Below are 24,763 nucleotides of genomic sequence, written 5' to 3'. Positions count from 1 at the left end.
ATGGGCCTGCGGTCTCAGCGAGATGGCGGGACGCTGTGCTGGGCCATGAAGCGCGCGGCGCGCTCGCCCTCAGCATCGCCGGCCGCGCCAAACTCGACATTGATGTCGCGATGGCTGTCGTCGGGTGCGACGACAACCTCCGCCTGCCCTCCCGCGTTTCGCAGGGCGGCGGCGAGGCCTTCGCTCTGGCCCCTGGAATCATCCCTGCTGGCGATATGGAAGATCAGATAGGGCGGACAGGCGACGCCGGGCTGGACCCGCAGGGTCGGCGACAGCGCCGCAGCCTGATCCCCGAAGGCCTCGCTGTACAGATGACCCAGAAGCCGGCCCGCGATACCGCCGCCGCGGTCGCCTGTGGCGTCATAGCCCGCGCCATCCAGCAGGATGACGCCGGCCAGATCGGACGGCCTCATCCCCTGCCCGGCCAGATAGACCGGATCGGCGCCGACGAGGGCGGCCAGATGGGCGCCGGCGGAATGGCCCATCAGGAACAACGGTCGGCCCGGGTGACGGCGCTTCAGGACGGCGACGGCGGCCGCCGCATCCTGCGCCTGTTCGCGCGGCGTCACCTGCGGCACGAGGCGATAGCCGATCGAGGCCAGGGTCAGGCCATGACGTCGGGCGTACTCCGGCAGGCGGTGCACCATCGACCTGTCGCCCTTCGACCACCCGCCCCCATGAATGAAGGCCAGCACCGGCCCGGTTGCGAGGCCGTCCGTGTAGAGATCAACGGCCTGTTTCGGATCTGCGCCGGTCGAGACCGTGGTGTACGGGGCGTCCGACACCCCGTTTCCGCCCAGGCCCCGCTGACGGCGACGCCGCGGAAGGCGCGACCCGTCCCGGGCGGCGGCGCTTCCGGCGACAAGGGCTGCGGCCAGGCCGGCCGTCAGGGCGGCGCGGCGATTCAGGTCACGCATAACAGATCTCCAGCAGGCCCACCCGAGACTTGCACGTCAAGCCTGAGCATATCCGTCGCGGCCAGCCGGCTTCAGATCAAGCGCCTCTCGTCACCATGCCGGATCGACCGGCGCTCCCCCGAAGATCTCGCCCAACCGGGCCCGGGTCGAACGATGGGCGTCGGCGGGCAGATCCGCCGGGTCGAACCAGCCGATCTCGGCGATTTCGCCATGGCTGGTGCGGGCGGTCAGGGTGAAGTCATCCACGGCGAAGACCAGCACATGGTCGCCGCGAAAGAACCGCTCATTGGAGTGAACCGAGATCAGTCGCGCCGGGCCCTGGGCGACCACCCCGGCCTCCTCGCGCAACTCGCGCAGGACCGCAGCCTGTGTCGTCTCGCCGCGATCCACACCACCGCCCGGCAGCCACCAGCCGGCCAGATAGGTGTGTTTGACCAGCAGCACCCGCCCTTCATCGTCTGTCGCCACCCCGCGCACCCCAAGGGTCATCCCCCGGGTCATCCGCGAAAAGGCGAAGAACAACGGACGGGTGAGGGGCTCGATACGGATGCGCCATGGGGTCATGGCCGGACAGTGGCAGACTCGCGGACCGATGCGAACCGGGCCGGTTTGAATTGACCCCCGCCACGCCGCCTTTGTACTCTGTTTCCCTATGGCCAGAGCCGATTTCCCCTTCGCCCACCGCTTTCGCGTGCGCCACGCCGAGGTCGATTCGTATGCGATGGTGTTCAACTCGCGCTATCTGGAATACGCCGATGCGGTCGCGACCGAGTTCCTGCGCAGCCGTGCGCTGATCGGCGAGGGCCGGTCCCCGTTCAAGGCTCATGTCGCCCATGCGGCAGTGACGTTTGAAACACCCATTCGCCTGGATGAAGAGATTGACGGCCTGGTGAAGGTTCACCGGGTCGGCCGATCGAGCATGGTCATGCGGATCGAACTGCATGGCGCCGACAGGGAGGATCGCCGCGCGTTGATCGAGCTGGTCTATGTCCATGTCGATCTGGCGACGGGAGGGGCGTCGCCCTGGTCCGACGGCATGCGACGTGGTCTCATGGCCTGACGGCGCGGGTTGAACATACGGCCCCGGCCCGGTAAGGCCCGGGCCATTCAAAGGAGCATCGCCATGCTGGCTCTCTATATCATCCTGGGCTTCGTCGCCGTCCTCGGCGCCATCAACTGGCTTGAGTTCGGCCGGATTGACTGACCCCTTTCCGACACCGGATCGAGCGGGCGGGCCGAAGGTCGACAGCGCGCGCGCCCTGCTGGTCGGCGTTGCGGTCGATGTGCGCTGCGGCCTGCATCCCTGGGAGCGCCACCCCGAGCGCCCCAACCGCCTGATCGTCGATGTCGAGATGACGTCCGACTGGCCTGTCCCGACGCACGCCGCCGATGGCGCGCCCCTCGCCGGCTATGTCGACTATGACCGGGTGAGGGACCGGATCCTGTCATGGCGCGACCGGGACCATGTGGACCTGCTGGAAACGCTGCTGAACGAGCTGACGGGCTTCATCTTCGAGGACGCGGCCGTAACCGCCTGTCGGGTGCGTATCGTCAAACCCGACATATTCGCCGAGACGGCGGCGGCGGGCGTCGAGGTGACGCGCTACAGGCCGCAGGCGTGACCCGGGCTCCGGTCATCCTGATTACCGGGGCCGCCCGGCGGGTGGGCGCCGGACTCGCCCGACGACTGGCTGCGGCGGGCCAACGGATCGCCCTGCACTATCGGAGCGGGCAGGACGAGGCCGAGGGTCTGGCCGCAACCCTCCGCGCCGAAGGGGCCGACTGCGTCGCCTTTCAGGCCGATCTGACCGACGCCGCCGCGCGACCGGTCCTGATCGCCGATGTCATCACCGCCTTCGGCCGGCTGGACGTGCTGGTCAACAACGCCTCCACCTTCGCCTATGACACCCTTCAGACCCTGACCGACGAGAGCTGGCGCACCCATATCGACGCCAATCTGACGGCGCCGGTGATGCTGACCCGCGATTTCGCACAGGCCGTCGGCCCGGACCGGGACGGCGTGGTCATCAACATCCTCGACCAGAAGGTTCTGGCCCCCAACCCGGACTTCTTTTCCTACACGGCCGGGAAGGCCGGGCTGGCGGGACTGACCGAGACCCTGGCCCTGGCCCTCGCGCCGCGCATCCGGGTGATGGGGATCGCCCCGGGACTGCTGCTGCCCAGCGGCGCCCAGACCCAGGCCGATTTCGAGCGCGCCTGGGTGGATACCCCGCTCGGCCGCGGCGCAACGCTCGACGATATCGCCCGAACCCTGCGCTACATCGTCGACACCCCGGCCCTTACCGGCCGGATTCTGGCGGTCGACGGGGGCGAGAGCCTTGTCCGCCGGGCCCGCGACGTCGCCTTCGACGGGGTCTGAACCATGGCTCGCCTTTACTTCGCCGCGTCGCTGATGTTCATGCACCGCGCCCGGCCGACAGGGCTGTTCGCCCGACCGGCCATGGAGTCCGATCGCCGTGCCTGACATCCGCTTCACCCGCCGTTTCTCGATGGCGCACCGGTTGCTGACCGATGCGAGTTCGAAATGCGCCGTGCCGCACGGGCACAACGAGTTCGTGCACGTGACCCTGCGGACCGACAGGGAGATCGATTTCGGCGGGACCAACTATGTCGCCTCCTTTGAACGGCTGAAGACGCGCTGGCACGGCTTCATCGACCGTGCGGTGGATCACGCGTTTCAGCTGAATGCGGCGGATCCCCTGCTGGCCTGGTTTCTGGAGAATGAACCGGCGCGGACGCCGCGACTGATGGTGTTCGACGGCGACCCGACCACCGAGGCCCTGGCCATCGCGTTGCGGCGCAAGCTGGACGCCATACTTCTGGACGAGGCCTCCGCCTTCCGCTGTGCGGGACTGACGCTTGAGGAGACCCCGACCAATGCCGTCGTCGTCGGCGAAACCCTGACCGGGGCCGAGCGCGGCTGGATGGCGGGTCTGTGGGTCGACCGGGCCGACGAGACGGTCAATGAACTGACGACAGCAGCCGGGACGCCCGCGTGATGGACGGCGACGTGACCGTTTCCCGTGTTGCGACCGCCGCATTGCGGGTCGAGGCCCTGACCGTCTTTGTGCGGGGTCTGGAGATTCAGGCCGGGATCGGCGTCTATGACCATGAACACGGCCGGTTGCAGCCGCTGATCGTTGACGTGGCGCTCGAGCTCAATCCCGCACCTGTCGAGAGCCTGGGTGATACCGTGAACTATGAGGACGTGGCCCGCGCCGCGCGCCACATCGCCGCCGGCGGCCACATCGGGCTGGTGGAGACGTTCGCCGAACGTCTGGCCGCCGCCTGTCTGGAGGATGTGCGGGTCCGACGCGCCACCGTGCGGGTTGAAAAACCGACCGCGCTGGACGGCGCGCGCGCCGCCGGTTGCGAAGTGGTTCTGGCGCGCTGAATCCGTAAACGGGTCTGGCCCGGGCGGTTGCGCTCGTCCGTCGCCCCGGCCATTGTCGCGCGGTATGAATCTGGACCTCGTCCGGGCCGGGTCATTCTGATCCGAACCTCCGAAGGTCTGGCGAAAAAGCAGGGCCGGACGCACCGAGCGTCCGAGAAGCCCGGAGAGTCCCGATGGCCGAACCCGGCGAGTCCCCCGTTTCTGATCCCCTGACGCCCGGCCCGGGCGAGGCGTCTCCGGACCTCGCGCCGGGAACCAGGCCGGGGCCTGCCGCGTCGCGCGCCCGGCATGGCCCCGACGACCATGCCCACGACGACCTGGTCGGCTTCACCTCTCCTGCCTCACTCGCCGGTGCGCCGCGCCGGGCGGCCCCGCCGGAACCCGACATCTCCGACGTCCGGAATGACGAGCCTGAACAGGTCGGCCTGTTCGATCCGCCCGTGATGCGCGCGACCCCATTGCGTCCTGCACGGTCGACACAGCCGTCCGCCCACACGCCGCCCTTCCCCGATCACGACGTCCCCGCCCCTCCATCAGATCTGCGGCCGCCGGCCGGCTCGACGCGGCCGGCCTTCGGACGTTCCGGCGGGATCAAGCCCGCGCCGGGCGAAAGCGCCGAGGGGGCGATGGGACTGTTCACCATCTATGCCCTGATCCTGTTCGCCGTACCGACCCTGGGGCTGGCCGCCGCCATCGCCCTGGTCGCGGTGACCGTGCGTCCCCTGCCGCAACAGCCGCTGGCCCGCAGTCATTTCGAATTCCAGAAACGCAGCCTCTGGATCGCCGCCATCGTCGCCGTCATCGGCGTTCTTCTGATCCCGGTGAGCTTTCTGGGCGTCCTTGCGTTGTTCTTTGTGGCCGTGTGGCTGCTGGCGCGCGGCGTCTGGGGGCTTCTGCTCCTGGTGCGGGGCGAAAGTATCGTCCGCCCGCGCCAGTGGCTGATCGCCGCCCGCTGAACGAAAAAGGCTGAACCGATGAGTGACCTGCCGCCACGCCTGGATTCCGGTTCGGGCCCCGCAATCACCGGCCTGCACGGGGACAGCCAGGGCAAGCCCGCCGCCCTGATGGCCTGGGGCCTGTATATCCTGTCGATTCCCAGCGCCAGCCTGCTGGTTATCGTCGGCCTGATCGTGGCCTATGCCGGACGGGACGGGGCTGCGGGGATCGCCCGCGCCCATATCGACGCCCAGATCCAGCTGTTCTGGTCCGTCGTCTGGTGGACGATCGGCCTGTGGGTGCTGGCCATTGTCAGCTTCGTCACCGTGATCCCGTTTCCGGTGGGACTGGTCTGCCTTCTGGGACTGTTCCTGCTCCACGTCTGGTTCACGATCAAATCCATCCTTGGACTCATCAATCTGATGTCGGACAAGGCCCCGTGAGCTCGGCGCCCGTGAACCCGGATGCCGTTGGCGGGTTTCGCGACGAACCCGCCGCCCGCCGCTTTGTGGAGGAGTTCCCGGCGGCGGATGGATCGCAGCAGCCGGTCTGGGCCGACTACGCCGCCCAGGGCCAGGGTCGCGCCATCCTCCATGTCGAGGCGGACGAGGCCCTGCGCGGCTCAGGGGCGGCCGGGCGGTTCATGCAGCATCTGGCCGATCACGCCCGCGCTCAGGGCCTGAGGCTGACGCCGGTCTGCGGCTATGCGGTCGTCTGGTTCCGCCGCCATCCCGATCAGGCGGACGTTCTGGCCTGAGATCCATCGTTGCGATCCCGGGTGATGTCCGGACGCGAAGGTCGCGCGGTCCGACGGCCGGGGCGGTCAGAGGCCCGGACGCGTCTTTTCCAGCCGCTTGCCCTGTTCGACCGTATCGGCCGCAAGCGCGGCTTCGCGGCGTTTCGCCTCAGTCTCCGCCTGGATCACGTCACGAATGTTGGCGTCAGACGCCTCGGCCCGACTGACGCCCGGCGCCCGTCCGGTGATCCGGGGGATGTAGACGGGTGTGACGCAGCGCCTCTCCTCGGCGAAATACCACTGGCCGGATTGGGCGCACCTGCGGTCCGGGTCCAGCCAGAAATGCTGAAAGACCAGAGTCCCCCCGGTGATGACGGCGAACAGGCTGACGAACAGTATGCCCAGCCGTTTCATGGTCAGAAAGCGGTTCATGCTTTTCTCCGACGCCGGCCCCGAAACCGGGGGGCAGGTTCACGTTACGTTACGTTGACAGGCGGTCCGGCCCGTTCCATTCCCTGCGCCGACATTTCGACGAAGGTATGGATCACACCATGAAAGTTCTCGTCCCCGTCAAACGGGTGATCGACTACAACGTCAAGGCCCGCGTCAAGGCGGACCAGACCGGCGTCGATCTGGCCAATGTGAAAATGAGCATGAACCCCTTCGACGAAATCGCCGTCGAGGAGGCCGTTCGCCTCAAGGAAGGCAAGGAGCACCACGCGGCAGGCACGGCGACCGAGATCGTCGTCGTCTCCATTGGCGTGACCCAGGCCCAGGAAACCATCCGCACCGCCCTGGCCATGGGCGCCGACCGCGGCCTGCTGATCCAGTCGGATGCCGACCTGGAACCCCTGGCCGTCGCCAAACTGCTCAAGGCCGTGGTCGACGAGGAAAAACCGGATCTGGTGCTGATGGGCAAACAGTCCATCGACGGCGACAACAACGCCGTCGGCCAGATGCTCGCCGCCCTGCTTGACTGGCCCCAGGCCACCTTCGCGGCCAAGATCGCGATCGCCGACGGCAAGGCTGTCGTCACCCGCGAGGTCGACGGCGGCATCCAGACCCTGTCGGCCCCGCTGCCCGCCGTGGTCACCGTGGACCTGCGTCTCAACACCCCGCGCTACGCCTCCCTGCCGAACATCATGAAGGCCAAGAAGAAGGAGATCGCCGTCAAGGCGGTCGCCGACTACGGCGTCGACACATCGCCGCGCCTGACCGTGGTCAAGGTCACCGCCCCGGCCCAGCGTTCGGCCGGGATCAAGGTGGCCGACGCCGCCGAACTCGTCTCCAAACTCAAGACCGCGGGAGCCCTGTAATGGCCGTCCTCGTCATTGCCGACCGCGACGGTTCGACCGTCCGCGACACCACCCACAAGACCGTGACCGCCGCACTGGCCCTCTCGCCGGACGTCGACGTTCTGGTCGTGGGTCAGGGGGCCCAGGCCGCCGCCGCCGCCGCCGCGACCATCGCCGGCGTCCGCAAGGTGCTGCTGGCCGAGAGCGGCGAGCTCGGACACACGGTCGCCGAGGCCGTGACTGCGACCGTCGTCGGCCTGGCCGCCGGCTACGACGCGATCCTGTCGCCCGCCTCGATGGACGGCAAGAACTTCATGCCGCGCATTGCCGCCAGGCTGGATGTCGCCCCGATCTCCGACATCGTCGAGGTCGTCTCGGCCGATACCTTCGTGCGCCCGATCTACGCCGGCAACGCCCTGGAAACCGTCCAGTCGTCGGACGCCAAAAAAGTCATCACCGTCCGCCCGACCGCCTTCGCGGCGGCGGCGGAAGGCGGACCGGCCCCGATCGAGAGCGTCACAGGCTCTGACGCCGGCAAGGCGGCCTTCGTCAGCGAGGAGATGGTCAAGTCGGACCGTCCCGAACTGGGCGCGGCGAAGATCGTCGTCTCCGGCGGTCGCGCCCTCGGCTCGGCCGAGGAATTCCACGCCGTCATGGATCCGCTGGCCGACAAGCTGGGCGCCGCCGTGGGCGCCTCGCGCGCCGCCGTCGACGCCGGCTATGCCCCCAACGACTATCAGGTCGGGCAAACCGGCAAGGTCGTGGCCCCGGCCCTCTACATCGCCATCGGCATCTCGGGCGCCATCCAGCACCTGGCCGGGATGAAGGACTCCAAGATCATCGTCGCCATCAACAAGGACGCCGACGCCCCGATCTTCCAGGTCGCCGACTATGGCGTCGTGGGCGACTACAAGACCGTGGTGCCGGAGCTGATGGCCGCCCTGGGGTAGGCTTCAGACCCTTGTCATCCCGGAAGCGGCAAAGCGGCGATCCGGGATGACAAGGGCGAAGCACCAGCTGACAGGCGGGCGCGGCACCGAATGGTCCGCGCCCTTTTTCATGCCTCGGGACCAGACCTATTGACTCATTTCGATGTTTAGCTAATAATCGCATCATGAGCAGCGTCTTCAGGGCCCTTTCCGATCCGACCCGCCGCCGGGTGCTTCAGCTCCTGCGCAAGGGGCCGATGACCGCCGGCGAGCTCAGTGACCGGTTCGACGTCTCGAAGCCGACCATGTCGGCCCATTTCGCCGTGCTGAAGGAGGCCGATCTGGTCCATGCCGAGAAGGCCGGGAAGTCCATCATCTATCATCTGAAGCTCTCGGTGCTTGAAGACGCGCTGCTGGGCTTCGTCCATTCGTTCGGCCTCGACGCGGAGGCGCCGGAGCCCAAAGAGGAGACTGCGAAATGAAAAAGGACCTGATCAACAGCTTCGCCTGGGGCGGCGGCATCCTCGCCCTGGCGCTGGCTTCGACCCTCGCCCGCAACCTCGGCCATATCGACCAGGAGACCACCCTGCGGATCGTCCTGGGAGCCACCGGCCTGATGGTCGCGTCTTTCGGCAACCGCATTCCCAAGGCCTTCGTCCCTGGCGCAGGCGCTCGCAAGGCCCAGCGCGTGACCGGTTGGTCCATGGTCCTCAGCGGTCTCGTCTATGCCGGGGCCTTCGTGTTCGCGCCGATCGGGCAGGCCGTGCTGGTCGGTGGCGGGGCCATAATCCTCGGGTTGGCCGTTGCCATCGGCTACTGCCTGTCGCTGAGGACCCGGGTCCGGGTCGTCTGAGGCGATCCATGGCCCGCCTCGCCGTCAAATTGACCCCCGCCGCCTCGGCCGACCGGATCGACGGCTGGGGCGTCGACGCCGGGGGCCGTCCGGTGCTGAAGGTGCGGGTGCGCGCCCGGCCGGTGGAGGGAGAGGCCAACGCCGCCCTGATCCGCCTCCTCGTCCGGACGCTGGACCTGCCGCGCTCCGCTGTCGAACTGGCGCGCGGCGGCCAGTCGCGCACCAAGATGATCGTGATCGACGGTCTGGATCAGGCCGCACTGGACCGGCGCCTGGCCGACCTGCCGGGCCTGCGCGACGATCAGACCCCGTAGTAGCCCCGGTACCAGTCCACGAACCGGGCGACCCCCTCGCTCACCGGCGTGGACGGCCGGTAGTCGATCAGGGCCTCCAGCAGCTCCGCCGAGGCCCAGGTGGCCGGCACGTCGCCGTCCTGCATGGGCAGGAAGGTCTTCCGCGCCTCCATGCCCAGTGCAGCCTCGAGCGCCGCGACATAGTCCATAAGACCGCTGGGCGACCCGCCGCCGATATTGACCAGCCGATACGGCGCCACGGGCGACAGGGTGTCGTCGGGGATCACCGCCTCACCCGCCCGCTCGTCGGGCCGGGACGGCGGCTGGTCCGCCAGCCGCACGATGGCCTCGACCAGATCGTCGATGAAGGTGAAGTCGCGCGACATCCGGCCCTCGCCATAGATCTCGATCGCCTGCTGATCGAACATGGCCCGCGTGAACTTGAACAGGGCCATGTCCGGCCGGCCCCACGGTCCATAGACGGTGAAGAAGCGGAAGGCGGTCGTCGGCGCCCCGAACAGATGGGCGTAGGAATGCGCCATCAGCTCGTTGGAGGCCTTGGTCGCCGCATACAGGGTCATGGGATGGACGGCGGTGTCCGTCTCCCGGAACGGCATGGCGGTGTTGGCGCCATAGGCCGAACTGGTCGAGGCCAGCAGCAGATGGGCCGGCGGCGCCCGGCGCGCGGCCTCCAGCACATTCGCCGTCCCGACCAGATTGGCCGACACATAGGTCTCGGGATGGTCGATGCTGTAGCGCACCCCCGCCTGGGCGGCGAGGTGGATCACCACATCCGGCCGTGCGGCCGTCCAGGCGCGCGTCAGGGCCGCCGCATCCTCCAGCGCGGCCCGGTGCACCGTAAAGGCCGGAAACGCCTCCAGCACCGTATTCCGGGCCTCTTTCAGCGACGGATCATAATAGGCGGAGAAACTGTCATAGCCCGTGACGGCATGGCCCGCCTCAAGCAGGCGCCGTGACAGATGAAAGCCGATGAAACCGGCCGATCCCGTGATCAGATAGCGCATGTCTTTCCCGTCGCCCAGAATCGCAGAGCCGGCGTTCCAGCCTGCCGCGTCGAAACGAATGCGTCATTTCGGGAGAGGAATGGTGGACGCGACAGGGATTGAACCTGTGACCCCCTCGATGTCAACGAGGTGCTCTCCCGCTGAGCTACGCATCCGCCAAGACGGTTCCGGGCTGACCGCGAACGGGGTCCGGAACGGGAAGGACGGGTCTATAGCCCGCCCGCCGCCTGCCCCGCAAGATCAAATCCTCGATCTTTTTGACCGGCGCGGGCCCCGGGGCCTGATCCGCCTCCCCTGTCCGCGGCCTCCCGCCGACCCCTCCCGGATTATCTTGTCATAAACCGCCGCAGACCGCTTGCACCCCGCCCGTTCACCCGCTAGACAGCCGCCCTCGCCGAAAGGCCTGTGCGCGCCCGTAGCTCAGCTGGATAGAGCATCAGACTACGAATCTGAGGGTCGGACGTTCGAATCGTTCCGGGCGCGCCATTTTCTCTTTTTTATTTGAAATCAATGCTCTTGCCCCAAAAGGGCGAGCGATTGACAACGTTATTTACAACGAAAATCGGGCAGCCGAACTTTGCTCGCCAACGCAGTGTGACAGGCAGCAGCAGGCGTGCCTTGCTGTCCCCACGTTGCTGCGCTGTCGATCCTGTCCGTTTTGCCAGCCAGCACCCTTGTGACTGCGGCGGCCGATACCTGGCCCCAACTTACGCAGGGGGCTTTGGAGCGTTGTGCGGAGCAGCTGCCGTAAACCACTTGAGGTCCGGATCCAGGGTGTTGCCGACCAGCTTCCACCTTCCGACCTCCGGGCCGGCTGGCGTATCCAAGTCTTCGAGGGCGCGCAGACCCTCCTCAAGCACCCACTCGACACCGAGAACGGCGAATGTGGTCGCGTCATTCCGGGTGCGCTCGGCCAGCAAGCCGAACGAGAACATGATCGCGTCCTGTTCCTGGCTACCGACGATGGGCTGAAAGCCAGCGAGTTCCTCACCACGAACGGTGATCAGGCAGTAGGTCGTCATTTGTCGCTCCTCGGACTGTTGATCTGAGGATTCTAGTCGATCGCGAGCGGTCCGGTTTTGGCAAAAGACCGGGCGATGGTGGCGATTGTCAGTCTTGGCGGCAGATATTGCTCACGTTTTTCAGAACGTCATCTTCGAAATGCGGGTCAGCGTTTCGTGTCGCCAGTCTCACCGCCTGTATGAGCTTTGCTTCGTTGCGAGATACGGTTCGCATCTGAATAAGCTCAACCAGGTTGGCGGAAATATCTTCATCACGGGCGCGTTGCTGTTGCAACCACAGGACGTAGAGCTGCACGACTTCTACATTCAGCAGATCTGCGACCGCTTCCAGGCGACTTAGCGGAACCGCAGTATGACCCGTTCGCCACATACTGACCATGTTGGGGGATGCGACGCCGAGGCGGTCAGCAGCCTCGTAGTTGCGGAGGCCCAGCGCATCCCATCGTGCATCAATGAACTCTGACAAGGGCGTTGGGGTTTTGCCGCCGATTGTCCGTCCACCCCCACGCCGCCCGTCGTTCGCCATCGAATATCTCCTTGCCCCCATGATGGGTGCGATTCACCCGACCTCTAGCCAATGCCTTTCGATTGGGAAAGGCGGCGAATGCAGCGTGTCTGGGTCACGTCGTCATCCTACGAGATGGCTATCGCCCTCCTGATAGAGACGCGCTCAATGTCCGGTCTTTCCCAGCGGGATCTCGCTGACCGGCTTGGAAAGCCTAGATCCTTCATCTCGAAGATCGAGACCCGCGAGCGCCGGCTCGATTTCGTGGAGTTCGTCGCCTACTCGCGCGCCTTGGGCCTCGAACCTGCGGATCTGATGGTGAAGGTGGCACAGCGCGTCGGGCCTGATGTGATCTTCTAATCGGCCGTCCACAGGCTTTCTCAGGGAGAGTGTTCCTTATTTGTTCTCGTTTCGCTATCGAGCTTTTTGGGTCGATGGAAACGGAGAGCAGAGATGCACGAGAACACAGCGGACCCACACACGAACAACCTGCGCGACCTGGCCGTAGCGCTGATGCAGCCGGGCTCCGATTGGCGCGCCGGCATCGGGGCCCTGATACGTGAGGTCGAGACGATCGAGCCGGGGTTCATACAGAAAATCGCGGCCATTGATCAGCTCCAGCGACTTGGGTTGTCGGTCCGGGAAACGTGGTGACCCGCCACAAGGGCATGTCCACAAAGGTTGATCTGACTCCCGCCGATCTGGACCAGCTGTCTGGGCTGCACGACCGATTGAAGCGGCTGCATGAGGCGATGCATCCGTTGGCGGACGTGACGCCAGCACTGCTGGCCGCGTCCGCGACATTGACGGCGGCCCGTTGCGCCCTGGCTGGCGACACGGACTGGCTTCGCTCTACGGGTGCCCACAAGGGCCATATCGGGGCCGATGGGCTGGCGGAGCTTGAATCGATCTGGATGGCCATGGTGCGGCTGAATGGGACGCTCGGCGCCCGGTCACCGGCTTCACATCCCATGTTCGTGGCGGCGCTCACAGTGAAGGCCGCGCTGGCAGAGTGCTCGGGTGACGCCCGGTCCTGGTCTTTCGGGTCGATCGAGCTGAGCGAAGCCCTCGCGCGACGTCGTAAGCAGACGATCCAGCCGAGCGGCTCCATGTTCCAGGGGTTCGGAAGCCGAGGCGTCGACACGCAGAGGCGCGACGATCTCTCGTTGAATGAGGTCGCCGACTCCACAAGCAACCCCATCCGTGAAAAACTCCGACCCTGACGGATAAGAACCCTTCTTGAACTGGTGTCTGAACCCACACAGGACGGTTGAGCCATGCCGACGCGCAAGACCACGATCCGATCTCAATCCGGCGTCCGGCTGGAAATGATCGAGCAACTGGACCGCAACCTGGCCGTCGAGAGGCGGGAGTATCGGTTGCGCACCCTGCGCCTCGGTCAGCCGCGACTGTTCGGAGACGAGCGCACGGCCGAGGACGCTTTCGACCTGGAGGTCATCGCATCCCTCACCGATCCCGTCGTTCAGGAGATGGAAAGGCGCGGGCTTGTCGACTGAGGTGGATGACCGTTTTCGGCGCTGAAGCCTATGGCTGCACCCGACCCGCTGCGGACATCAGCCCTCCACCAATCGGGACGAGGGTGAGGGGACGTCCGCATTTCGGATTGTCCTTGCGCTTCGTACGAGGCGGCCGGTCGTTTGGGGTTAGTCGAACCCGAATCTTTTACCGCGATAGATACGGACGCCGTGTCGCCTATCCGGATGTTCTTGAAAGCGAGTCGCAATGCCGCCGGAGTCGGTTGACCTAGACGGGGCTGCCATGCACACAAGGGCGTCCTGCCGATCCCGCGCGCTCCGATGGGCCTGCATGACCGGTCGAAATGTGGTCACACGGATCGACGAAGATTTAACGTCTGAGCGGCTATCTCAAGACGTCCTGCACTAGCGAGGCGGTTGTCGGTCATCCGGCCAGCCACCATCTGCTGAGGGAACATCAAGGTGCCGAAGCCGTTGCTTCGGCCAATAGGAGACAATGATGCGTTCGACTGAAACCATCTGATCGCAGGTCGCGAAAAGCCCGGGCAAATCGCCCGACAGAGGCCCCGCATCGCACTAGCGACGCGGGGTTCTTTGTTTTTGGTTGCAGACCGGCGTTTTGAACGACTTATTGGTGTTCTGAGCCAAAGCCGGGGGGCTGATGTCACGACACTCACGACTGTTTCCACGCTGGATCAGCCAGGCGGCGTTCATCGCCGTCCTGTCTGCGGGCACATTCTCTTGGATTCAGTTCCTCTATCCGCCGGTCGCCACCTTTGCGGGGTCCAACGACCTCTGGGCGGTCGTCGGGCAACTGCTTTTGCCGATCAACACCATCTACCCAGGGATGATATTCGGCGGATGGCTGTTCCTCTTCGTCAGCCTTAGCCCGATCATCCTGCTTGGGGGGGCTTGGCGATGGGTGATGACTTACATCGACCGATCGCAGGTCGCGATCTCCGTCTTGGAGACCGACGTCACCCTGTCGTTTGACAGCCCCCTTATGACCAGCGCCACATTGTATCGACGACAGCTGATCCACGCCAACCAGCCGGAGGTCAGGGCGTATCGCGCGACCATTTCGACGACTGGAGAGAAGGGCGAACTGGAGGCCGATTCCTTCACGGCTGTCTCCGAGGTCGCCGGCGAGCTGATCACCAAGGAGGTTCTTCTCACCGGCACGCCGAAGAGCAAAGAGATGATCGAGATATATAAGCGCGCCTTGCCGGTGAACCCGATCCTCACCTATCTGCCTAACCTTCACGCCTATGCGCTGCGCGGCCTGTTCAAGCGCAGCATCGTCGAGCGCAGGACCCGTCTTTGTCAGAAGCACGAGTATGACGGCCCCGAGCCGAGCCTGTCTCTCTCGGCGGATCGGTTTCCGGTCGCAAACGTGACTATCAACATTGCATTCGCGAGCGAAACAGCTCCGAAGCCCCGCAATATCCGGGCCTTCCTGATCAAGGACAACATCGCCGACGAAGTAGATGTCATTCCGGATTATTCTGCTCCCGGACTCACGATCTATCGGGTCCATCGCTCGACGCTGAGGCAGGCCGAGCTTCGGGTCACATGGCGAAACAGGCAGCTGCGGAAATACGAGCTGAAGATGGGCTTCGCGACCTCGCAATCGGCCCCGCCCAAGGCAAAGAAGAAGCCCTGAGAGTGCCGCAGGCGGCTGGTCTGGGTCGAGCGCCGCAATGGAATCTGAGGCCCGTGGAACTACCGCATCCGGTAACCACCCCTAGCAGGCCTTCCGGACGTCCGTTTTCCGGCGACTCCACAAACTTCGACCGCCATGCGACCGTCTGTCCATGTGTAACAACTACAAAATCACCAGCCACCAGCTGGCGATCCGTCAACTGGCAGACGCCATGGCCGGTGACATCGGCAACGGCGGGCCGGACGACGTCTATCCGGACTATTCAGCGCCGATCGTGCGGATGAACGCTAATGGCGAACGCGAACTGGCGATGGCGCGCTGGGGGATGCCCATGTCGAAACAGGTTCTGTTTCAGGCGGCGACGAAGCGCGCCGACAAGCTGCGCGCCAAGGGCACGGAGTTCGACTTCAACGACCTGTTGCGCATGGAGCCGGACAGCGGCGTCACCAACATTCGCAACACCATGAACGCGGCCGGGAAACCCAACGCCCACTGGCGACCGTGGCTGGAGGTGCCGAACCGCTGCCTCGTCCCCTTCAACACCTTCAGCGAGCCCGACCAGGACCACACGGGCAGCAAGAAGAAGATCTGGTTCGCCATGGCGGAGGACCAACCCCTGACCTTCTTCGCGGGGATCTGGACGCCTCACGCCAGCGTCCGGAAGATCAAGACGGGCTGGGAGGAGTTTGACGCCTTCGGCTTTTTGACCACGGAGTCAGCCGAGCCGGTAAAGACTTACCACGCCAAGGCCATGCCGGTGATCCTGAGGACCCACGAAGAGCGCGATGTCTGGATGCGGGCGCCGTGGGATGAAGCCAGGGCGCTGCAGCGGCCGTTGCCGGATGGGATGCTGTCGGTCGTTTCTGGGGGCGAGGACGATATAAGGGCACGCTTAATCTAAGCGCCCGGCACACACAGGCCGGCCTGTTGGATCGCGCCCAAGTCAGTTCCAGGTGTCAAATCTTATACCGGGCTCGAATCCTCTGCTGGCGTGACCGCCCCATCCTGCAAATGCCCCGACCAAGTCGCGCTTCTGCCGAACAGTCCATTTTTAGTGCCCGACCCTTGCACAGGAATGATCTGAAATGGCCGGGGTATAAGTTCTTCTGTTTTAGGAGGTCGGGCACCAAAGGCACCCTTATGCCTATGGCGCTCCCAGCTCTCGGACTTCGCATTTACAAGTGAGGAGTTGGCCTTCCGCACCCTCCCCTGGCCCACCCGACTATTGATCTCGTCTACACCACGCCCCGGACAACCTAGGTCGCGGGCTGACATGGACGCTGAGTGCATCAGGATCGACAGCCTAGTCTAATCCAAGACGTCCCCGATCATTGTCGATAGAGCTAAAGCTAGACTAGTTGTTCAGCCTTCCTACAGAAGGATGCCGGGGTCTATGCCGGGATCTCTGTCCTCGCGCAGCGTCTGGAAGCGCGCAGGACAGGCATTTGGCGCCCCTATCCGGTTCATCCACGCGGGCTGGATGACATAGCCGCAAATGCCTGTTTGACCGGAAATATTGTCGGCCATGCAGTTTAAGGTCGGATTTGCACGCTCAAAAAACTCATAGAGGTAGGGGTCCGGGTAAAACTCGGTGAACACCTGATCCTTGTGAACGCTGCCCGGTCGGTAATGCGTTTCGATAGGGCGACGCATACTGTCCAGGTAAATGGTCTCCATGCGGACATATTGACTGACGCTCGGCCACGCGCTCGCTCGGTTAGGCCGAACCTTCGTGATTGCAAGATACAGTTCGCGGCCGCTGCCGAGTTGGCAACGTGCGCGACCAGCAAAGCTGTCGCCCAGTTCTGTGCAAAGTTCCTTGGTGATCCCAGCTGGCTGACCCGTTTTGGGGGTTCGGATAAGGCGATAGCGAAAGCCAGATCGCGCCGCATCAAAGCGCGTCCGGAACCCGGACTGATTGCCAAGCCAGCACGAAAGGCTGCCGTAGGCCGAAATCACCGCTGCCAAGTCGTCAGAGGTCATCGTCTCCTGAGCCGTCTCAACTGCGTCGGCAATCGCTCCATTTCGCGCCGTTCCAGACAATACGAACTGGAAATCCCCCAGCAGTCGCTGATTTGGATGAATCGCTCCCAGCAGGTTTCCCAATGCGGTCAGAACGGTTCCAACGAATCTACCGAGAAAACTGTCGGGGCTCACACCGAAAATACTATCGATATCGATGTCGTGGGAAATGCGACGAGCATTCAAAATCGGCCTCCCGTTGACGTCGTCGACGCGGACGCCAATGACGAAGTTGCCGCTTGCCGACGCTACATCAGTGGCGAAGGATCCGCCGCAAACCCTTTTTTTGTAGCTGACATTGATGCGTAGTCGCACTTCAGAGGGCGTAACCGACGTGACTTCGGGCCTGCTGATCTTGGTCTTAGAGCAACCGTTCCTTGAATAGCTTTGTGCAATGCTGTCGATGCGGTCTAATACTGATCGAACATTAAAAGTTACCGTCGAAACCACCTCGAAGGTTCCGGCCGGTGCTTCCGAGGGAATATCATAACGCAAGGCCATAACCGAGCCATTTGCCCCGGAAAGGCCGCCATTGATTTCCCCGACCTCGCTGATCGTTCGCAGGCTTTGAGTGTTGAAAGGATTAAGAACTACGTAAGCGGAAGAGCCTTCCGCACTGGTGGTATACCAAGTCGACGCTAAAGTTGGGACGGCGCTGGCTTGTGCCACGATCGCCGCCGCGATCGCCGCGATGCACCGGCTCCACCTCATTGGGGACGATAGGCACGAACGGCTGAACAGCCGCGCGGTGTGCTTATTGCAATGCCGACGATGTTCACTCGTCCCGTAAGCGGGAAGTAGGACAGGTCTCGGATGTAACCCCCGAAATCTTCATTAAGTCCCGAGATGTCGGCTCGCGAACTTGGATTCAAAACGCCCTCTCGAAAAGAGAGTGTGAAGGCCCTCTCGGCGTCATTGAACAGGACTGGACGGCTCGGAAGTTCTGCGAAGAGGTCCTGTTGGCCCTTGGTGGCCAACACCACCTTGTCAATATCCAGTTGGACATCGAAGCCGCTGGACAGCAAAGCGAGTTTTGTTTCGACATCCATCCGGGTCGCCAGAGCGGCCGTCGCAACGCTCTCGATTCTACACGGCGTAGGGCCGGAGTTGATAATCTCAGATTCAGTGTAACGGGTGTCTTCACGCTGGCAGAAGTCGCGTTCAGTGCTCAAGCCATATGCCTGCATGAAACTCGCCTTGCTTATAACACCCGTTCCATTCTGTTGGCCCGCCTCAAGCAGCTGGATAAGCGGGCTTGCAATCGTTGGGTCTCCGGTGAGGTCGAGGCAGTTTTCTGTCCCCGCCATGCATTGTTCCACGCAGTAGTCGGGACCCTTGAGAGCGGCATCCCGAAGAACGGTTCTCTGCGGTGCGCTCGCTCTTTGCGCGCGAACCTCCCCGACGATCACATACGAGTTGATCGTTGTGCAGGCTGGCCCGATCGTGCTTGACGTGCGGTCGCAGCCGAGGTCACGGGAAGAGCCTGGGCCAAGCGAGTATCCAAACACAGTAGAGATAGGATTGCCGACTGGATTGCCGTTTGCGTCGACCCTGGTGGAAGTGGCCTTGACCTGGGCTTCGACTGCGGACCGCCCAGCATTTGTGACGCGGTAAAACAACGAAACAGGAAGACCGGCAGAGCAGGGGCATTGCCCAGGAGTCGTTGAGAAGCCCCTGACCGCAGAATCGTATTTTGGGGGAGTGGGGTAACCCGGCCTTGGCTTGTCACAGCTAGAGAGCGCAATCAACGAGCACGCAACCGCAACACGATGTATCTTCATTGCGGCCCTCCCAGCTCGCACTGTTATGCGAAACAGAGCGTGTGTCTAGTGGGACCAACACTATGCTTCTGCCGTGGAGGGGTTGGACAAAAGCAGCATGGTGCGTCTGGTATGCTATCCACGGACTCCGTCTTTTCGACAGTAGGGGGGGGCTTCGGCATCCTCCCCGTTCCATCCACCTACCGATCTCCCCTCTCCGGAGACCAAACGCGAAACAACCTCGGCTGCTGACGCTCAAGAAGGGCGAGCGCATCGGGATCAGTAGGTTTCTCCAATCCGTAGCGACCCCGGTCACTGTCGAGAGCGAGGTGGATCAGTCCCCAAGCGCCGGCCTGGCTAAATCGCTTCTGGATCATGTCGGTGATGGCGAAGCGGGTGATCGGAGCGATCCGCTGTCCTTCCATCCTGCGACGCGAGTTGTCCGCGAAGATCTGCTCGACAGCTCGTGCGACCAGGCTGCGAGCGCGCAGCATTTCGTCATCCGAGTTGCGGCGGGAGAGGAACATGTCGAAGGGGTGAGCAGTGACGAGTTCCGGATCGTCGGGATCACCCTGAAGATTCCATGGCGTCCGGTGGATCAGGAACTTCACTGCCTTTCGCGCAGCGTCGTCGGAGACCATTTGATCCAGACCGGCGTAGCTCCAAAAGCGTTCACGTTCGAAGGGATCTCGACATCCGGCGACATAGTCCAGCGCGTCCCGTTCCCACTCCGCAATCGACTGATCGAAATGCGCGGTCAGTTCAGCCCGGATGGCGAACTCGACACGTCGTTTCAAACCCTCCAGAAAAACGCTCGCTGAGGGCCCTTCACTGCTTTCTGGTATCTGGAGACTCAGCTTGCGAAGTTGGGCGCTGGTGAGGCTCCTGGAGGCATCTACGACCCTTTGCGCGACCCAGCCTCGGGCTTGGGCCTGTGGGGAGGCTGACGGGGTTCCAGAGAGCGCTTCCGTGAAGTCAGGACTGTGATCCACCTCGATGGTGATGGGCCGGAGGTGTGCGATCTTAAGGTCCCAGCTGGCGATGCGGAACATGTGGTTGAGGGCTTCCCATGCGACTCGGGATGGGATTTTCGGCGAGAGTGTTTCTCCCGGGCTGATGGTGATCATTGTGGCGTCGCCGGCACCTTTCCAGCGCGGCAACGCTGCTGCTCCAGAAGGTCGCGGAACGGCGCTTCATTCATGCAGGATGGTGTGAGCAGAGCGGACCGCTCAGTCTCCATCACAAGGTCGATCAGCCCCCAGGATCCATGCGCATCAATACGTTCGCGGAGCTGGGCCTCGACGACGACCAAGGGAGCAATACCGTCAACACTCACCTCGTCAGACACCATCGCAGCGGCCAGGCTGGCCTCTATGGCGCGGAGGACCAGGCTGCGAGCGCGGCAACGTCCCTCCGGGTGATGGCGGGCCGCGCGAACTTCTCTAAGCTTACGTGGCTCGGCAACGACGACGTCGCCTTCGGACCAACTCCGGATGCCGATCTCCATGGACTGGAAGACGTATTTGAACCCCCGCTCAAGGTCCTTTGCACCAAGTTGCTGATTGACGCCGAAGTAGGCGCCAACGGAATGACTTTCCTCCCCGGGAAGCGCGGCAATCGCTCGCTCGACGTTGTCGGCCCAGGCGCTGGCGTTCTCGTTGTAACGAGCGTGAAGTTCGTCCCGGACGCGATGCGTGATGAAGGTATTGAGGGCGGCAACCACACGCGCTTTGGTGGCGGGGCATTCGGCCAGGTCTTTGGGCGTGACATCGAACTGCTTCAGATGCCGCGCCTCCAAGGTAGAGGCGATCTCCATAACCCGGAGCGCAACCGCGCCCCGGGCCTTGGATCCGTAATCAAAGCGAGTGGCCTCGTCCAGAAACGTCTGGAACCGGGCGTCGAAATCGAGGTCGAAAGTGACTGGTGAGAGATTGTCTACGGTGATCGTCCAAGGCGTTTCCTTGGTGACGGCGGCGAAGGCTTTCCATGCCGCAGGCATGGAAATGGCGGCCGGCATCCAGGCGCCGACGGAATCGGAAAACATGATTTGGGTGGAGGGATAGAGAAGACTTGTGACCGGCGCTCACGAGGGTCCGGCTGAGGTAGGCATGCAACTGAATACGATGAACATCATACGATGTTTTCGTCTCCGAGTCCATCACCCTGAACAAGCGTGAAGAGCGGAAGATGCCGGAAGCGCGCCGTAGGCGCAGCGGGAGGTATCGCTCCGGTCTTCACGCCTCGCGGCGCCGTAGGCGTCGCTCGTCTTTTCGTTTCTTTATGTTATAGATATAACAATAGTATCTAATATATGTAGTATGTTCTTAAGAACCGCGGGCCTGAGCGCGCGCGATAACATATTTTATCAATAAAGCAAGACGGCCGATGTAGGCATTCTTCCGCATTTCCCGCTCGCTTTTAGGGTGCCATCTCCGGGCCTAAGAGGCGCGCACAACTCCTGCCGGGTTTTGGGGGTGCGGGTGTCATCAAGGCGCGCCCCGTCGTCGCTCCAGAGGCTTCTAGCGGCGTTCGTTCCACGCCCAGATGGGTGGTTTCACTACCCCTCGGTTCCCGGCCACCGCTCTTTCAGTCGTTCAACAGTGGTCCGCCATTTGGGCGTGGTCGGCTTGCAGACGGTGTTCTGGTTTCCGAACAGGCCGATCTCGTTGACGGCTTGCTCCAGCGGGACCGTGTGGATCCAGCGCACCGGCACGAAATACTCGCTGCGCTCCGGGTCGTCTGCGACCGCGCGGTGATAGTCGCCCTCGGTCAGGACATCGAGCGCCGGGCGTTCGCCGTCAGGAGTCTCCAAGCTGAACTCGGCCGCCGGCTGCGGGCGTCCCGTCACCTCCCCCATGCCGACAAAGCCTTGGCCCGGGGACTTCACCCAGATGCGATCACCGACGTTCAGCAGGTTGAGCGTGTTGCTATACCAGGAGCCTCCGCCGGCGCTGATGAAGCCGTAGCGACGGGCTTCCTCCCACGAGCGTCGGTTGTCGCCCAGACCGTAGGAGGCATAGAACTCCCCGTTCCACGGCTCGCTCTCGCGAAGGCCCCGCGCCTTGGGAGCGGCTGCGGCGCTGACCTGGGTGTGGACCGGGTCCAGCAGCCAAGCGCGGCTGAGGAGCTGCTGGTCGCCGTGGTCGAAGACCTGAAAGCACAGCACGTTGATGGCGATGTCGCGCTTGTTCAAATAGGCGACAATCCGCTCGCTGCTGTCGTCAAGAGAGGCGGCGACGATGACGATCTGGTGGCTGTCGTTCAGCGTCTCCTCGTCAAGCGGCTGACCGAACCGCGCCTGGAAATCCGCTGCGAGATCGCGTCCGGGAGCGAAGCGGCGGTAGATGGCGTCGATGTCCTGGGCTTCCAGTTCCTCGACCCAGACAGCGTAGTCGATGGCCTGGGCGACAACCTCGCGCGGTGTGCGATCGCGTTTCAGTTCGATCAGGACGAGGGCCCCGTCGGGTGCCACGGCGAGAAGGTCGATGAAGCCGCCGGACGCAGTGCGCTCCTGCCGACCGATCAGCATCCATTCGTCGGACAGGATCCGGGGGGAGGCGACGATCATTTCCTCAAGGGCCCGTTCACTGGGCAGGCGTCCTTCGACGAGTTGCCGGGGAGTGCCACCGACGGTCCAGATGGCATTACGGATGGGCATCAGCGGGGTCCGACGCTGCTGTGTGGGCCAGCGCTTGCTTCATTAATGCATCCATCAGCCTGCGGCGGATAGTTGCGGCGTTAGCCAGACCAGTTTCGAGCCGATCGCACAGAGCCATGAAATCATCGATCTTGGAGACCACCGCAGTGGCCACGAGCGGGACCGGAACTTCGGCGAGCTTTCCCAGTGTCAGTGTTACGTTTGCCGTGCCGATCATCCTGGACACCAAGAGTTCGTCCTTGAAAGCCGACAGATACTCAAACAAAAATCTCGCGGAGATGACGTTGGGATCACGCGGAAAGATGGCTGCGAGGATAGTGCCGAGGGCAAACTGTCCCTCTTGGTAGTGAAGTCGCTGAAGGCTGGCCTTCCCGTGCCCCGCAGACGACACCAATGGGACGATCGCCGCTTGCCCGTCGAAATCGAAATGATCGCATGATTGGCGATGTTCGGCTGTGACCACGAGGGGGTGAGGGCCCGGCAATGCCGCCTGGATGCCGGTTCGCCCTTTCTCAATCCGGGCAACAGCACCCAAGCGGACAAAGCGCTCTGGCATACCGAGCGAGGCTGGAAGGTCTTCCGCAGCAACTGACCATTGGTCCGCTTTTGCCCCGGGGGCTTCGCGCATCGAGGTTACAAGGGCTTGGAAATCGGCGTCCTCCACTCCGCCACCCAACTTGCCGCCGACTGCCAGACCGACAGCAAGTCGGCGTAACCCCCGGATCGACTCAGGGCCGTCACCGTTGAGGCCGACGATTTGGTCAACTTGTTCGGGGCTCATTGTGCCATTGCCTCGGTCAAGATTGCCTTCAACTGGCGCCGCGTCTGCGTAACTTCGGCCTCTGCTGCCGCTAGTAGAGCGAATAAATCTTTTGGATCATCATGGTCGTCGACAGCGGCGTGGGGGTTTTTGATATCGAGATTGTAGCCGCGCGCTTTGACTTCCTCCGCGCTAACCCGCCACGCCTGCGGTGTTTCTTGGCGTCCTTGCCGATCAGCCCCTCCCCACCAGTCGATACAGCCCTGAAGATGCTCCACCCGGATCGGCTTGGTCATCGAATAGGCTTTCTGACCCGCCGGCACTTGGTGCTCATAGAACCAGATGTCCCGGGTCGGTTCACCCTTCTCGAAGAACAGCAAGTTGGTGCCGATTGAGGCATAGGGACGGAAGACGCTGTTGGGCAGGCGGACGATGGTGTGCAGGTTGCACTCCTCCATCAGCGCCTCCTTCAGCCGCGTTTTCACCCCCTCGCCGAACAGTGAGCCGTCGGGCAGGACCACGGCGGCGCGCCCGGCCGGTTTCAGCAGGCGGATGATCAGGGCGAGGAACAGGTCGGCAGTTTCGCGAGTCTGGAAATGCTTGGGAAAGTTGCTCTCGATCCCGTCCTCTTCCTTTCCGCCGAACGGGGGGTTGGTCAGGACGATGTCTACACGGTCTGACTGGCCATAGCTGATGTAGGGCCGCGCCAAGGTGTTGTCGTGGCGGATGAAGCTGGGATCCTCGACGCTGTGCAGCAGCATGTTGGTAGTTGCCAGCATGTGCGGCAGGGGCTTCTTCTCGACCGCCCGCAGCGCGCCCTGCATTTCCTGCTCGTCCTCGGGCCGCTTCACATAGCGATCGCGCATGTGCCGGATCGAGCAGGTCAGGAAGCCGCCGGTGCCGCAGGCCGGGTCGAACAGGATTTCGCCGGGCTTGGGGTCGATGCGGTCCACCATGAAGGCGGTCACGGCGCGGGGGGTGTAATACTCCCCGGAGTTGCCGGCGTTCTGGAGGTCGTTCAGCAGCTGTTCGTAGACGTCGCCGAAATGCTGGCGTTCGGCCAGGTCGTTGAAATCGACCTCGTTGATCTTGTTGACCACCTGCCGCAGCAGCTGACCCGACTTCATGTAGTTGTAGGCATCCTCGAACACGCCCCGGACCACGCGGGCACGATCTCCCGGCTGGCCGCTGAGCGGCAGGCCCTTCAGCTTCGGGAACAGGGTGTCGTTGACGAAGTCGATCAGCGCCTCGCCGGTCATTCCCTCAGGGTCGGCGGCCCAAGCGGACCAGCGCAGGTGATCGGGGATGGGCGAGCTGTAGTCGTCGCGGAGCAGCTCCAGTTCCTGGTCCTGGTCGTCGATGATCTTGAGGAAGAACATCCAGCAGAGCTGACCCACCCGCTGCGCGTCGCCGTCGACGCCGACATCCTTGCGCATGATGTCCTGGATGGATTTGACGAGGGTGCGGACTGACATGAA

General features: G+C 63.6%; 33 protein-coding genes and 2 tRNA genes. 21 read left to right on the top strand and 14 right to left on the bottom strand.

Annotated features, from left to right (window positions below):
• Positions 1-14 precede the first annotated feature (14 nt).
• Together ACW17W_RS02610 and ACW17W_RS02605 are read right to left on the bottom strand one after the other, a co-directional pair.
• Positions 15-917, bottom strand: a complete 903-nt coding sequence (locus tag ACW17W_RS02610; RefSeq protein WP_492079077.1) for an alpha/beta hydrolase — start codon at positions 915-917, stop codon at positions 15-17.
• A gap of 90 nt (positions 918-1,007) precedes the next feature.
• Entirely contained in the window at positions 1,008-1,481 is a 474-nt protein-coding gene (locus ACW17W_RS02605; RefSeq protein ID WP_492079075.1) for an NUDIX domain-containing protein, read from the bottom strand.
• 88 nt (positions 1,482-1,569) lie between these two features.
• Between ACW17W_RS02605 and ACW17W_RS02600 the strand changes: the two genes are divergently transcribed.
• From ACW17W_RS02600 to ACW17W_RS02560, 9 genes are all read left to right on the top strand, one after another.
• Positions 1,570-1,977 carry an acyl-CoA thioesterase gene (locus tag ACW17W_RS02600; RefSeq protein WP_492079073.1) on the top strand — a complete coding sequence of 136 codons (408 nt, stop codon included), beginning with the start codon at positions 1,570-1,572 and terminating at the stop codon, positions 1,975-1,977.
• 9 nt (positions 1,978-1,986) lie between these two features.
• Complete coding sequence (locus ACW17W_RS02595) at positions 1,987-2,121, top strand: hypothetical protein (RefSeq protein ID WP_492079071.1); 135 nt, start codon at positions 1,987-1,989, stop codon at positions 2,119-2,121.
• Positions 2,114-2,539, top strand: a complete 426-nt coding sequence (locus ACW17W_RS02590; RefSeq protein ID WP_492079069.1) for a dihydroneopterin aldolase — start codon at positions 2,114-2,116, stop codon at positions 2,537-2,539. Before ACW17W_RS02595 ends, ACW17W_RS02590 begins: the two co-directional genes overlap by 8 nt.
• On the top strand, positions 2,536-3,297 hold the full coding sequence (locus ACW17W_RS02585) for an SDR family oxidoreductase (protein ID WP_492079067.1): 762 nt from the start codon (positions 2,536-2,538) through the stop codon (positions 3,295-3,297). Before ACW17W_RS02590 ends, ACW17W_RS02585 begins: the two co-directional genes overlap by 4 nt.
• A 97-nt stretch (positions 3,298-3,394) precedes the next feature.
• Positions 3,395-3,937 carry a 6-pyruvoyl trahydropterin synthase family protein gene (locus ACW17W_RS02580; RefSeq protein WP_492079065.1) on the top strand — a complete coding sequence of 181 codons (543 nt, stop codon included), beginning with the start codon at positions 3,395-3,397 and terminating at the stop codon, positions 3,935-3,937.
• An 11-nt stretch (positions 3,938-3,948) separates the two neighbouring features.
• Positions 3,949-4,332 carry a dihydroneopterin aldolase gene (gene folB / locus ACW17W_RS02575; protein ID WP_492079063.1) on the top strand — a complete coding sequence of 128 codons (384 nt, stop codon included), beginning with the start codon at positions 3,949-3,951 and terminating at the stop codon, positions 4,330-4,332.
• Positions 4,333-4,505: 173 nt separating this feature from the next.
• Positions 4,506-5,288, top strand: a complete 783-nt coding sequence (locus tag ACW17W_RS02570; protein ID WP_492079061.1) for a hypothetical protein — start codon at positions 4,506-4,508, stop codon at positions 5,286-5,288.
• Between the two features lie 18 nt (positions 5,289-5,306).
• Positions 5,307-5,711, top strand: a complete 405-nt coding sequence (locus ACW17W_RS02565) for a hypothetical protein (RefSeq protein WP_492079059.1) — start codon at positions 5,307-5,309, stop codon at positions 5,709-5,711.
• Positions 5,708-6,025, top strand: a complete 318-nt coding sequence (locus ACW17W_RS02560; RefSeq protein WP_492079057.1) for a GNAT family N-acetyltransferase — start codon at positions 5,708-5,710, stop codon at positions 6,023-6,025. Before ACW17W_RS02565 ends, ACW17W_RS02560 begins: the two co-directional genes overlap by 4 nt.
• A gap of 66 nt (positions 6,026-6,091) precedes the next feature.
• Here ACW17W_RS02560 and ACW17W_RS02555 read toward each other — a convergent pair whose 3' ends face one another.
• The gene (locus ACW17W_RS02555; protein WP_492079055.1) at positions 6,092-6,436 is read right to left on the bottom strand and encodes a hypothetical protein; all 345 of its coding nucleotides are present in this window, start codon (positions 6,434-6,436) and stop codon (positions 6,092-6,094) included.
• Positions 6,437-6,555: 119 nt separating this feature from the next.
• Here ACW17W_RS02555 and ACW17W_RS02550 point away from each other — a divergent pair, with 119 nt between their 5' ends.
• From ACW17W_RS02550 to ACW17W_RS02530, 5 genes are all read left to right on the top strand, one after another.
• The gene (locus tag ACW17W_RS02550; RefSeq protein ID WP_492079053.1) at positions 6,556-7,320 is read left to right on the top strand and encodes an electron transfer flavoprotein subunit beta/FixA family protein; all 765 of its coding nucleotides are present in this window, start codon (positions 6,556-6,558) and stop codon (positions 7,318-7,320) included.
• Positions 7,320-8,249: an electron transfer flavoprotein subunit alpha/FixB family protein gene (locus ACW17W_RS02545; protein WP_492079051.1), complete on the top strand. Its 930-nt coding sequence runs from the start codon at positions 7,320-7,322 to the stop codon at positions 8,247-8,249. Before ACW17W_RS02550 ends, ACW17W_RS02545 begins: the two co-directional genes overlap by 1 nt.
• Positions 8,250-8,413: 164 nt before the next feature.
• Positions 8,414-8,710: an autorepressor SdpR family transcription factor gene (locus tag ACW17W_RS02540; protein WP_492079049.1), complete on the top strand. Its 297-nt coding sequence runs from the start codon at positions 8,414-8,416 to the stop codon at positions 8,708-8,710.
• Positions 8,707-9,081: an ammonium transporter gene (locus ACW17W_RS02535; protein ID WP_492079047.1), complete on the top strand. Its 375-nt coding sequence runs from the start codon at positions 8,707-8,709 to the stop codon at positions 9,079-9,081. The genes ACW17W_RS02540 and ACW17W_RS02535 overlap by 4 nt, the downstream gene beginning before the upstream one ends.
• Positions 9,082-9,089: 8 nt before the next feature.
• Positions 9,090-9,395 (top strand): DUF167 domain-containing protein, encoded by a 306-nt coding sequence (locus ACW17W_RS02530; RefSeq protein WP_492079045.1) that lies wholly within the window; start codon positions 9,090-9,092, stop codon positions 9,393-9,395.
• On the opposite strand, the gene ACW17W_RS02525 is transcribed toward ACW17W_RS02530, so the two are convergent.
• A complete protein-coding gene (locus ACW17W_RS02525) occupies positions 9,383-10,399 on the bottom strand; it encodes an NAD-dependent epimerase/dehydratase family protein (RefSeq protein WP_492079043.1) in 1,017 nt (338 codons plus the stop codon). The two genes, ACW17W_RS02530 and ACW17W_RS02525, sit on opposite strands and share 13 nt — an antisense overlap.
• An 80-nt stretch (positions 10,400-10,479) precedes the next feature.
• Positions 10,480-10,554: transfer RNA gene (locus tag ACW17W_RS02520), tRNA-Val, on the bottom strand.
• Positions 10,555-10,808: 254 nt separating this feature from the next.
• Here ACW17W_RS02520 and ACW17W_RS02515 point away from each other — a divergent pair.
• Positions 10,809-10,885, top strand: a tRNA-Arg gene (locus ACW17W_RS02515).
• 221 nt (positions 10,886-11,106) lie between these two features.
• On the opposite strand, the gene ACW17W_RS02510 is transcribed toward ACW17W_RS02515, so the two are convergent.
• Together ACW17W_RS02510 and ACW17W_RS02505 are read right to left on the bottom strand one after the other, a co-directional pair.
• Positions 11,107-11,421, bottom strand: coding sequence for a hypothetical protein (locus ACW17W_RS02510; RefSeq protein WP_492079041.1), 315 nt, complete (start codon positions 11,419-11,421; stop codon positions 11,107-11,109).
• Between the two features lie 88 nt (positions 11,422-11,509).
• Positions 11,510-11,947: a helix-turn-helix domain-containing protein gene (locus ACW17W_RS02505; RefSeq protein ID WP_492079039.1), complete on the bottom strand. Its 438-nt coding sequence runs from the start codon at positions 11,945-11,947 to the stop codon at positions 11,510-11,512.
• 78 nt (positions 11,948-12,025) lie between these two features.
• Between ACW17W_RS02505 and ACW17W_RS02500 the strand changes: the two genes are divergently transcribed.
• The 6 genes from ACW17W_RS02500 to ACW17W_RS02475 all read left to right on the top strand — a co-directional run bounded on the left by ACW17W_RS02500 (position 12,026) and on the right by ACW17W_RS02475 (position 15,986).
• On the top strand, positions 12,026-12,286 hold the full coding sequence (locus ACW17W_RS02500) for a helix-turn-helix domain-containing protein (protein WP_492079037.1): 261 nt from the start codon (positions 12,026-12,028) through the stop codon (positions 12,284-12,286).
• A 93-nt stretch (positions 12,287-12,379) separates the two neighbouring features.
• The gene (locus ACW17W_RS02495) at positions 12,380-12,580 is read left to right on the top strand and encodes a hypothetical protein (protein ID WP_492079035.1); all 201 of its coding nucleotides are present in this window, start codon (positions 12,380-12,382) and stop codon (positions 12,578-12,580) included.
• Entirely contained in the window at positions 12,577-13,149 is a 573-nt protein-coding gene (locus ACW17W_RS02490) for a hypothetical protein (protein ID WP_492079033.1), read from the top strand. Before ACW17W_RS02495 ends, ACW17W_RS02490 begins: the two co-directional genes overlap by 4 nt.
• Before the next feature lie 54 nt (positions 13,150-13,203).
• Positions 13,204-13,443, top strand: a complete 240-nt coding sequence (locus ACW17W_RS02485) for a hypothetical protein (RefSeq protein WP_492079031.1) — start codon at positions 13,204-13,206, stop codon at positions 13,441-13,443.
• A gap of 640 nt (positions 13,444-14,083) precedes the next feature.
• Positions 14,084-15,085: a hypothetical protein gene (locus tag ACW17W_RS02480; RefSeq protein WP_492079029.1), complete on the top strand. Its 1,002-nt coding sequence runs from the start codon at positions 14,084-14,086 to the stop codon at positions 15,083-15,085.
• Positions 15,086-15,236: 151 nt separating this feature from the next.
• Complete coding sequence (locus ACW17W_RS02475; protein WP_492079027.1) at positions 15,237-15,986, top strand: SOS response-associated peptidase family protein; 750 nt, start codon at positions 15,237-15,239, stop codon at positions 15,984-15,986.
• Positions 15,987-16,456: 470 nt separating this feature from the next.
• On the opposite strand, the gene ACW17W_RS02470 is transcribed toward ACW17W_RS02475, so the two are convergent.
• The 7 genes from ACW17W_RS02470 to ACW17W_RS02440 form a co-directional block, all read right to left on the bottom strand.
• Entirely contained in the window at positions 16,457-17,776 is a 1,320-nt protein-coding gene (locus tag ACW17W_RS02470; protein ID WP_492079025.1) for a hypothetical protein, read from the bottom strand.
• A gap of 38 nt (positions 17,777-17,814) precedes the next feature.
• Complete coding sequence (locus ACW17W_RS02465) at positions 17,815-18,414, bottom strand: hypothetical protein (protein WP_492079023.1); 600 nt, start codon at positions 18,412-18,414, stop codon at positions 17,815-17,817.
• A 653-nt stretch (positions 18,415-19,067) separates the two neighbouring features.
• Positions 19,068-19,994 (bottom strand): hypothetical protein, encoded by a 927-nt coding sequence (locus ACW17W_RS02460; protein WP_492079022.1) that lies wholly within the window; start codon positions 19,992-19,994, stop codon positions 19,068-19,070.
• Positions 19,991-20,911, bottom strand: coding sequence for a hypothetical protein (locus tag ACW17W_RS02455; RefSeq protein WP_492079020.1), 921 nt, complete (start codon positions 20,909-20,911; stop codon positions 19,991-19,993). The genes ACW17W_RS02460 and ACW17W_RS02455 overlap by 4 nt, the downstream gene beginning before the upstream one ends.
• Before the next feature lie 513 nt (positions 20,912-21,424).
• Positions 21,425-22,525, bottom strand: a complete 1,101-nt coding sequence (locus tag ACW17W_RS02450; protein WP_492079018.1) for an endonuclease NucS domain-containing protein — start codon at positions 22,523-22,525, stop codon at positions 21,425-21,427.
• A complete protein-coding gene (locus ACW17W_RS02445; RefSeq protein WP_492079016.1) occupies positions 22,512-23,306 on the bottom strand; it encodes a restriction endonuclease subunit S domain-containing protein in 795 nt (264 codons plus the stop codon). Before ACW17W_RS02445 ends, ACW17W_RS02450 begins: the two co-directional genes overlap by 14 nt.
• Positions 23,303-24,760, bottom strand: a complete 1,458-nt coding sequence (locus ACW17W_RS02440) for a type I restriction-modification system subunit M (protein WP_492079014.1) — start codon at positions 24,758-24,760, stop codon at positions 23,303-23,305. The genes ACW17W_RS02445 and ACW17W_RS02440 overlap by 4 nt, the downstream gene beginning before the upstream one ends.
• Positions 24,761-24,763 lie beyond the last annotated feature (3 nt).

It is taken from the genome of Brevundimonas sp. FV1ye29L, assembly GCF_058681095.1.
The sequence above is the reverse complement of the archived record's forward strand: the minus strand, read 5'-3'. Positions and strand labels throughout refer to the sequence as shown.